Source organism: Streptomyces sp. NPDC001339 (assembly GCF_042895955.1).
GTDB lineage: Bacteria > Actinomycetota > Actinomycetes > Streptomycetales > Streptomycetaceae > Streptomyces.
Map to the genome: position 1 here is coordinate 17,220 of NZ_JBIAWT010000023.1, position 9,808 is coordinate 27,027.

At 73.6% G+C, this 9,808-nt stretch carries 1 pseudogene; it reads left to right on the forward strand.

Annotation, left to right across the window (positions count from 1 at the left end):
• Positions 1 to 14: 14 nt before the first annotated feature.
• Positions 15 to 9,674, forward strand: a pseudogene (locus ACFY12_RS34945) (type I polyketide synthase); the annotation flags it as partial.
• Between the last annotated feature and the right edge of the window lie 134 nt (positions 9,675 to 9,808).

Here is a 9,808-nt window from a genome sequence, read left to right on the forward strand (position 1 = left end):
GAAGAGCAGCAGCCATGAACAATGACGACAAGCTCCGCGACTACCTCAAGAAGGTGACCGCCGACCTGCGGCGCGCACGCCGCCGCATCCGCGAGGTCGAGGAAGCGGGCCAGGAGCCCATCGCGATCATCGGCATGGGCTGCCGCTACCCCGGCGGGGTGGCCTCCCCCCAGGATCTGTGGGGCCTGGTCGCCTCCGGCGGCGACGCCGTCTCCCACTTCCCCGACAACCGGGGCTGGGATGTCTCGGCCCTCTACGACGACGACCCCGGCTCCTCCGGGACCTCGTACGTACAGGAGGGCGGATTCCTCTATGACGCGGGCGAGTTCGACCCCGGATTCTTCGGGATCTCCCCCCGCGAGGCGCTGGCCATGGACCCCCAGCAGCGGCTGCTCCTCCAGACCTCCTGGGAGGCCGTCGAACACGCCGGTATCGACCCCACCACCCTGCGCGGCAGCCGCACCGGCGTCTTCGTCGGCGCTGCCTACCAGGGCTACGGCGCCGACGGCGGTGAGGAGCTCAAGGCCGTCGAGGGCCACCTGATGACGGGCAACGCCACCAGCGTCGTCTCCGGCCGGCTCTCCTACACCTTCGGCCTGGAGGGCCCGGCCGTCACCGTCGACACCGCCTGCTCCTCCTCCCTGGTCGCCCTCCACCTGGCCATGCAGTCGCTGCGCCAGGGCGAGAGCGAACTCGCTCTCGTCGGCGGCGTCGCCGTCATGATCAACCCCGATATGTTCGTGGAGTTCAGCCGCCAGCGGGGTCTGGCCGCCGATGGCCGTTGCAAGGCGTTCGCGGAGGCCGCCGACGGCACGGGCTGGGGCGAGGGTGCCGGCATGCTCGTCGTCGAACGCCTCTCGGACGCACTGCGCAACGGCCACCCGGTCCTGGCCGTGGTCCGCGGCTCCGCCGTCAACCAGGACGGCGCCAGCAGCGGCCTCAGCGCCCCCAACGGCCCTTCCCAGCAGCGTGTCATCCGTCAGGCTCTGGCCAACGCGCGGCTGTCGGCGGCGGATGTGGACGCTGTCGAAGCCCATGGCACGGGCACGACTCTCGGCGACCCGATCGAGGCCCAGGCCTTGCTGGCCACCTACGGAAGCGAGCGCGAGCCCGAACGCCCGCTGTGGCTAGGCTCGTTGAAGTCCAACATCGGGCATACGCAGGCCGCGGCGGGTGTGGGCGGCGTCATCAAGATGGTGATGGCGATGCGGGTGGGCGTTCTGCCGCGCACCTTGCATGTGGATGCGCCGTCCTCGCATGTGGACTGGTCGGCGGGTGCGGTGGAGCTGCTGACGGAGTCCCGTGAGTGGCCGGAGGCCGAGCGTGCCCGGCGTTCCGCTGTCTCGTCCTTCGGTATCTCGGGGACCAACGCCCATGTCGTCCTGGAGCAGGCGCCCGAGCCGGAAGCCGAGGCCGGTGACGGGGCGGATCGCGTTCCGGCTGTGGGTGGTGTGGTGCCGTGGGTGGTGTCGGGGAAGTCGGAGGGGGCGTTGCGGGGGCAGGCGGGGCGGTTGGCTGCCCATGTGGCTGGTCTTGAGGGTGGTCTTGGGGGTGTTGTTGAGCCGGTTGATGTGGGTTGGTCGTTGGTGTCGTCGCGGTCGGTGTTTGAGCATCGGGCGGTGGTGGTCGGTGCGGGCCGTGAGGAGTTGCTGGCCCGGTTGTCGGCGGTGGCTGGGGGTGCGCCGGATGCTGGGGTGGTGTCCGGGGTGGCTTCTGGTGGGTCGGGCAAGGTGGCGTTGGTGTTTCCGGGGCAGGGGTCGCAGTGGGTGGGGATGGCGGTGGAGTTGTTGGATTGTGCTCCGGTGTTTGCGGAGCGGTTGGGTGAGTGCGCCGACGCGCTCGCCCCCTACACCGACTGGGATCTGCTGTCCGTGCTGCGCGGTACGGAGGGTGCGCCCTCCCTCGACCGCGTGGACGTGGTCCAGCCTGTCTTGTTCGCCGTGATGGTCTCCCTGGCCGAGCTGTGGCGCTCGTACGGGGTGAAGCCGGATGCGGTGATCGGGCATTCGCAGGGGGAGATCGCGGCGGCTGCGGTGGCGGGTGCGCTCTCGTTGGAGGATGCGGCCCGTGTGGTGGCGTTGCGCAGCAAGGCTCTCCTTGCCCTGGTTGGTGAGGGTGGGATGGTTTCCGTCGCTGCGCCCCTGGTGGATGTGGAGGCGCGGATCACTGCTTGGGGCGGCCGAGTTGGTGTTGCGGCGGTGAATGGTCCGGCGGCTGTGGTGGTCTCCGGTGAGCCCGATGCCCTGGACGAGCTTCTTGCCGCCTGTGAGGCGGATGGTGTCCGTGCTCGCCGTGTCCCCGTCGACTATGCCTCGCACAGCGTTCAGGTGGAGCGTATCCGTGCGGAGCTGCTGGAGGTGCTGGCTCCGATCACCCCGCGCTCTGCTGAGGTGGGCTTCTTCTCCACGGTGACGGGGGAGTGGGTCGGCGGTGAGGAGTTGGATGCCGAGTACTGGTACAGCAACCTCCGTCAGACCGTTCAACTACAGCAAACCGTCGAGGCATTGGCAGCTGAAGGCTTTGGCACGTTCATCGAGGCGTCGGCTCACCCGGTCCTCACCACGTCCATCGGCGACGCCCTGGAAGCCGCGGATGTTCCCCATGCCCGCGCCTTGGGGTCTCTGCGTCGTGACGAGGGTGGCATGGACCGCTTCCTGCTCTCTCTCGGCGAGGCGTATGTCCACGGCGTGGCGGTCGACTGGTCCCCGCTGTTCACCGGCGCCCGCCGCATCGACCTCCCCACCTACGCCTTCCAGCAGAAGCACTTCTGGCTGGAGCCCGGCACCGCAGCCCCCGAGAGCGGCCCGGCCGATCCGGTGGATGCCCGCTTCTGGGAGGTCGTCGACAGCGCCGACCTCCAGGCGTTGGCCGACACGCTCGATGTGGACGCCGAGGCCACGCTGAGCGAGCTGCTGCCCGCGCTCACCCGGTGGCGGAGCTGCCGCAAGGAGCAGCACACCCTCGACTCCTGGCGCTACCGTGCCACTTGGAAACCCCTGTCCGTCACCGGCGGGCACCGCCTGACCGGCACCTGGGCGGTCGTCGTTCCCGAGGGCGCGGGCGCGCATCCTGCCGTGACGGCGGTCCGCGACGCGCTCGCCACCCAGGGCGCGGACCCGGTGCTGATCGAGCTCACCGGTGCCGAGACCTGCCGTGCCGCCGTCGCCGAGCGGCTCCGTACGGAGGCGGCAGCCCCCAAGGGCGTGGTCTCACTGCTGGCGCTCGCCGAGCAGCCGCATCCGCTGTACCCGGAGTTGCCCGCCGGTGTCGCGGGCACCCTGCTGCTGGCCCAGGCCATGGGCGATGCGGAGTTCGGCGCCCCGCTGTGGCTGCTCACCCAGGGCGGTGTGGCGGCGGGTGCGCACGACGCCGCGCCCAGTCCGGAGCAGGCTCAGGTCTGGGGCCTGGGCCGGGTCATCGGCCTCGAATACCCGCAGCTGTGGGGCGGGTTGGTCGATCTGCCGCAGGACCTGGACGAGCGCACCGCCGCGCTGGTCGCCGGGCGCCTGGCCGCCGGCGGTGACGAGGACCAGCTCGCCGTCCGCCCGGCCGGGGTGCTGGCCCAGCGGCTGGAGCGGTCGCCCCGTACGGGCGGCGCGGACCGGGAGTGGACGTGCCGGGGCACGGTGCTGGTCACCGGTGGCACCGGTGCGCTGGGGCCGCGTATCGCCCGCTGGCTGGCCGCCGCCGGAGCCGGGCACATCGTGCTCGTCAGCCGCCGGGGCGCCGCCGCCCCCGGTGCCGACGAGGCCGCTGCCGACCTCGCCGGCGTGGGGGTGCCGGTGACGTTCGAGGCATGCGATGTCGCCGACCGCGCCGACCTGGAAGCGCTCATCGGCCGCCTGGAGGCCGATGGTCACGACATCCGCGCGGTCTTCCACGCGGCCGCGCTGATCGAGCTGGCCGCCATCGACCGTACGGACCTGGCGGAGTTCGCCGGCGTGGCGCGGGCGAAGGTGGCCGGGGCCCGCAACCTGGATGCCGTACTCGACCGCGACCTGGACGCGTTCGTCCTGTTCTCCTCCATCGCCGGGGTGTGGGGCAGCGGAGACCACGCCGCCTACGCCGCCGCCAACGCGCACCTCGACGCGCTCGCCGTCCGCCGCCGCGCCCGAGGCCTGCGGGCCACGTCGCTGGCCTGGGGCGTGTGGAACGCCGTCAACCCCTACGACGACAGCAAGCAGAACCAGGACGTCGACGCCGAGCGCCTGATCCGGCAGGGCCTGCCGTTCCTCGACCCGGATCTGGCCCTGTCCGGCCTGGGCCAGGCCCTCGTCGACGACGAGACCTTCCTCGCCCTGGCCGATGTCGACTGGGCCCGCTTCGCGCCGGTGTTCTGCGCCGCCCGGCCCCGCCCGCTGCTGGCCGGCGTCCCCGAGGCCCGCCGCGCCCTGGAGGCCGCCGCCTCAGCCGCCGGCACACCGGCCCCCGAGGCGTCGGGCGAGCTGCACGGCAGGCTGTCCGCACTGTCCGAGGCCGACCGGCTGCGGGCCCTGCTGGACCTCGTACGCACCCATGCGGCGGCCGTGCTCGGCCACGACGGGCCGGAGGCGGTCGCCCCCGAGCGGGCCCTGCGCGAGCTGGGTTTCGACTCGCTGACCGCCGTCGAACTGCGCAACCGCCTCAACTCCGCCACCGGCCTGCGGCTCCCCGCCACCGTCGTGTTCGACCACCCCACCGCCACCGGACTGGCCCGCCGGCTGCACGACGACGCGTTCGGCACCGCCCCCGGCGCGGACCGGGCCGCCACCGTGGTCACCGTCGCCGACGACGAGCCCATCGCCATCGTCGCCATGGGCTGCCGCTACCCCGGCGGCGTGCAGTCGCCCGAGTACCTGTGGCAGCTCCTCGCCGAGGGCGGCGACGCCATCACCGGCTTCCCCACGGACCGTGGCTGGGACCTGGCCGCGCTCTTCGACCCCGACCCCGACCACCCGGGCACCAGCTACGTCCGCGAGGGCGGCTTCCTGCACGACGCGGCCCACTTCGACCCGGGCTTCTTCGGGATCTCCCCGCGCGAGGCGCTGGCCATGGATCCCCAGCAGCGGCTGCTGCTGGAGACCTCCTGGGAGACGATGGAACGCGCCGGCGTCGCCCCCCGCTCCCTGCGCGGCAGCCGCACGGGCGTCTTCGTCGGCACCAACTACCAGGACTACGGCATGGGCGTGCCCCAGCCCGAAGGCGCCGAAGGCCATCTGCTCACCGGCGGTGCCGCCAGTGTGGTCTCCGGCCGGCTCTCCTACACCTTCGGCCTGGAGGGCCCGGCCGTCACCGTCGACACCGCCTGCTCCTCCTCCCTGGTCGCCCTCCACCTGGCCATCCAGTCGCTGCGGCAGGGAGAGTGCGACCTCGCCCTGGCCGGCGGCGTGGCTCTGATGTCCACCCCCGCCTCGTTCGTGGCCTTCAGCCGCCAGCGGGCGCTGGCCGCCGACGGCCGGTGCAAGGCGTTCGCCGACGCCGCCGACGGCATGGGCATGGCCGAGGGCGTCAGCCTGCTCCTCGTGGAGCGGCTGTCCGACGCCCGGCGCAACGGCCATGAGGTGCTGGCGGTGATCCGTGGCTCCGCCGTCAACCAGGACGGCGCCAGCAACGGCCTCAGCGCCCCCAACGGCCCCTCCCAGCAGCGCGTCATCCGCCAGGCCCTGGCCAACGCCCGGCTGGAGCCCGGCGACATCGACGCGGTGGAGGCGCACGGCACCGGCACCCGCCTCGGCGACCCCATCGAGGCCCAGGCCCTGCTCGCCACCTACGGCCGGGACCGGGACGCGGACCGGCCGCTGTGGCTGGGCTCGGTGAAGTCCAACATCGGCCACACCCAGGCCGCCTCCGGTGTCGCCGGCGTCATCAAGACCGTGCTGGCCCTGCGGCACGGCGTGCTGCCCAAGACCCTCCACGTCGACCGGCCCAGCTCGCATGTCGACTGGGCCTCCGGCGCCGTACAACTGCTCACCGAGGCCCGCGACTGGCCCGAGACCGGCGCGCCGCGCCGGGCCGCGGTCTCCTCCTTCGGCCTGTCCGGCACCAATGTGCACACCATCCTGGAGCAGGCACCCCCTGCGGAGGACGGCACCGCCGCGACCCCCGGCACACCGGCCGACGGCACCGCCGGCGCGGTGGTCCCCTGGGTCCTCACCGCCCGCACCGAGGACGCCCTGCGCGCACAGGCGCAGCGGCTGCGCGCCCACCTAAGGGGTGAGCAGGGGGTCCACGCCACAGATGTGGGGTACTCGCTGGCCACCACCCGCAGTACGTTCGATCGGCGGGCGGTTGTGATCGCACGGGACCGGGAGAGGTTCGACGGCTGTCTGGCCGCCCTGGCACAGGGCAGCAGCGGCCCCGGCGTCGTACGAGGTGCCGCCCGCTGCCACGGCAAGGTCGCATTCGTGTTCCCCGGGCAAGGGTCGCAGTGGGTGGGAATGGCATTGGAACTGCTGGAATCCTCTCCGGCCTTCGCGGCGCGGATGGGCGAGTGCGCCGACGCGCTCGCCCCCTACACCGACTGGGATCTGCTGTCCGTGCTGCGCGGTACGGAGGGTGCGCCCTCCCTCGACCGCGTGGACGTGGTCCAGCCCGCCCTGTTCGCCGTGATGGTCTCCCTGGCCGAGCTGTGGCGTTCGTACGGGGTGAAGCCGGACGCGGTGATCGGGCACTCCCAGGGGGAGATCGCGGCGGCTGTGGTGGCGGGTGCGCTCTCGTTGGAGGATGCGGCCCGTGTGGTGGCGTTGCGCAGCAAGGCCCTTCTCGCCCTGGCGGGTGAGGGGGGCATGGTCTCTGTCGCCGCACCCCTGGCCGATGTGGAGACCCGCATCACCGCCTGGGACGGCCGGATCGGTGTCGCCGCCGTGAACGGCCCGGCCGCCGTGGTGGTCTCCGGCGAACCCGGCGCCCTGGACGAACTCCTGGCCGCCTGCGAGACGGACGGCGTCCGCGCCCGCCGCGTCCCCGTCGACTACGCCTCGCACCACGTCCAGGTCGAGCGCCTCCGCACGGAGCTGTCGGAGGCCCTGGCGCCGATCACGCCCCGCTCCGCCGAGGTGGCCTTCCACTCCACCGTCACCGGCGAGCTCCTGGACACCGCCGCCCTCGACGCCGAGTACTGGTACACCAACCTCCGCAGCACGGTGCGGTTCGCGGACACCACCCGCCGCCTGGCCGAGGAGGGCTTCGACGCCTTCATCGAGTGCAGCGCCCACCCCGTCCTCGCCATGAGCATCCAGGACACCCTGGAGGAGACCGGCACCGAAGGCGCCGTCGTCGGCTCGCTGCGCCGCGACGAGGGCGGGCCCGAGCGGTTCCTCGCCTCGCTGGCCGAGGCGTTCGTCAACGGTGTGGACGTCGACTGGTCCGCGGTCTTCGCCGACGCCGCGCCGCGCCGGGTGCCGCTGCCGACCTACCCGTTCCAGCGGCAGCGCTACTGGCTGGACGCGCGGCAGGCCCCCGCCGACACCGCTCCCGTCGGCGGAGCCGCGCCCGGCGCGGCGGACACCGCGTTCTGGGAGGCGGTCGACCGCAACGACCTCGACGCACTCGTCCAGACCCTGGACGTCACCGGTGACGCACCGCTGCACTCCGTGCTCCCCGCCCTCTCCTCCTGGCGCCGGCAGCGCCGCGAGGAGAGCACGCTGGATTCCTGGTCGTACCGCATCGCCTGGAAGCCGCTGGGCGACCAGGGAGTTCCGGTCCTCACCGGACGCTGGCTCGCCCTCCTCCCCGAGGACCCCGATGTGGCCGAGACCGCGGACGCGGTGCTCACCGCCCTCGCCGAGCGCGGCGCGGACCTCGTACGCACCACCGTCCCCGACACCGCGGTGGACCGCGCCGCGGTGGCCGGGCTGCTGCGTACCGCTGCCGGGGACGGCCCGGTCGACGGTGTCCTGTCGCTGCTCGCCCTGACCCGGCGCCCGCACCCCGAGCACCCGCTGGTGCCACTGGGGGCCGCTGCCACCACCGCGCTGAGCCTGGCGCTGGGCGACGCGGACCTCCAGGCCCCGCTGTGGCTGCTGACCCGCGGCGCTGTCGCCACCGGCCCCGGTGACGCACCGGCGGACCCGGTGCAGGCCCAGATCTGGGGCCTGGGCCGGGTCATCGGCCTCGAATACCCGGACATCTGGGGCGGGTTGGCCGATCTGCCCCAGGACTTCGACGGGCGCGCCGCCGACCGCCTGGCCGCCGCCCTGGCCTCCGGCGACGGCGAGGACCAGATCGCCGTCCGCGTCCACGGCACGCTCGGCCGGCGCCTGGTGGCCGCCGACAGCGGCACGGGCGAGCACCCCCGTGGGGCGGGCCGCGCCCCCTGGAAGCCCCGCGGCACCGTCCTGGTCACCGGCGGCACCGGCTCCCTCGGCGCCCACGTGGCGCGCTGGCTGGCCCGCGACGGCGCCGCACACCTCGTTCTGACCAGCCGCCGCGGACCCGACGCCCCCGGCGCCACGGAACTGCGCGCCGAACTGGCCGCGCTGGGCTGCGAGGTCACCATCGCCGCATGCGACGCCGCCGACCGCACGAGCCTGGCCGGCCTCCTCGGCAAGCTGCACGCCGACGGACGGCTGCCCCACGCCGTCTTCCACGCGGCCGGCCTGCCGCAGGCCACTCCGCTCGCCGAGGCCACCTTGCAGGAGTACGCGGAGGTCGCCGCGGCCAAGGTGGCCGGTGCCGCCCACCTCGACGAGCTCTTCGAGGAGCTGCGTGCGGACCTGCCCGGCGGCGACCTGGACGCCTTCGTTCTGTTCTCCTCCAACTCCGGAGTGTGGGGCAGCGCGGGCCAGGGCGCCTACGCCGCCGCCAACGCCCACCTCGACGCGCTCGCCGAACAGCGCCGGGCCCGCGGCCGCACGGCCACCTCGGTCGCCTGGGGCCTGTGGGCCGGCGGCGGTATGGCCGACGGTGAGGGCGAGGAGCAGCTGCGCCGGCGCGGACTGCGCCCGATGGCCCCCGAGTCGGCCGTCGCCGCCCTGCACCGCGCCCTCACCTGCGACGAGCCCTTCCTCGCCGTCGCCGATGTCGACTGGGAGCGCTTCGCCCCGGCCTTCACCGCTGCCCGGCGCCGGCCCCTGCTCGAGGGACTCCCGCAGGTCCAGCGGGTGTTGGCGGCAGCCGAGCAGGCGGGCGAGGCGAGCGTCGTCAGGGCACCCGCCGCCTTCCGCGACCGTGTCGCCGCCCTGCCCGAGGCCGAGCGCACCCGCGCTGTCACCGACCTCGTACGGACCGAGGCGGCCGCCGTCCTCGGCTACCCCGACCCGGAGGCCGTCAGCGGCAACCGCCCGTTCCGCGACCTGGGCTTCGACTCCCTCACCGCCGTCGAGCTCCGCAACCGCCTCCGGGAGGCCACCGGGCTGCGGTTGCCGGCGACCCTGGTCTTCGACCGCCCCACGGTCGGCGCCCTCGCCCGTCACCTCGTCGAACAGCTGGTGCCCGACGGTGCGGGCGGCGCCTCCGTCATCGACGAACTCGACCGCCTGGAGGCCGCGATGGCCGCCGGACCGGACGACGAGAACCTCCGTATGAGGGTGGAGATGCGCCTGAAGTCCCTGCTGAGTACCTGGGGAGACGACACCGCCCCCGCCCCCGCCCCCGTCCCCGCCGCCGACAGCGGCTCGGCGGTCAGCTCCCAGCTGGAGTCCGCTTCCGCCGAGGAGGTCTTGTCCTTCATCGAGAACGAGCTCGGCCTCGACTGACCCACGGTCGCCCACCACCCCACCACCCCACCACCCCACTACCCCTGTCCCGCCCCGCCCCGCCCCGTAATCCATCGCCCGTGACCAACCGCCCGTAACCAACCGCCCGTAACCACCTGGATCGGAAAGCGGCC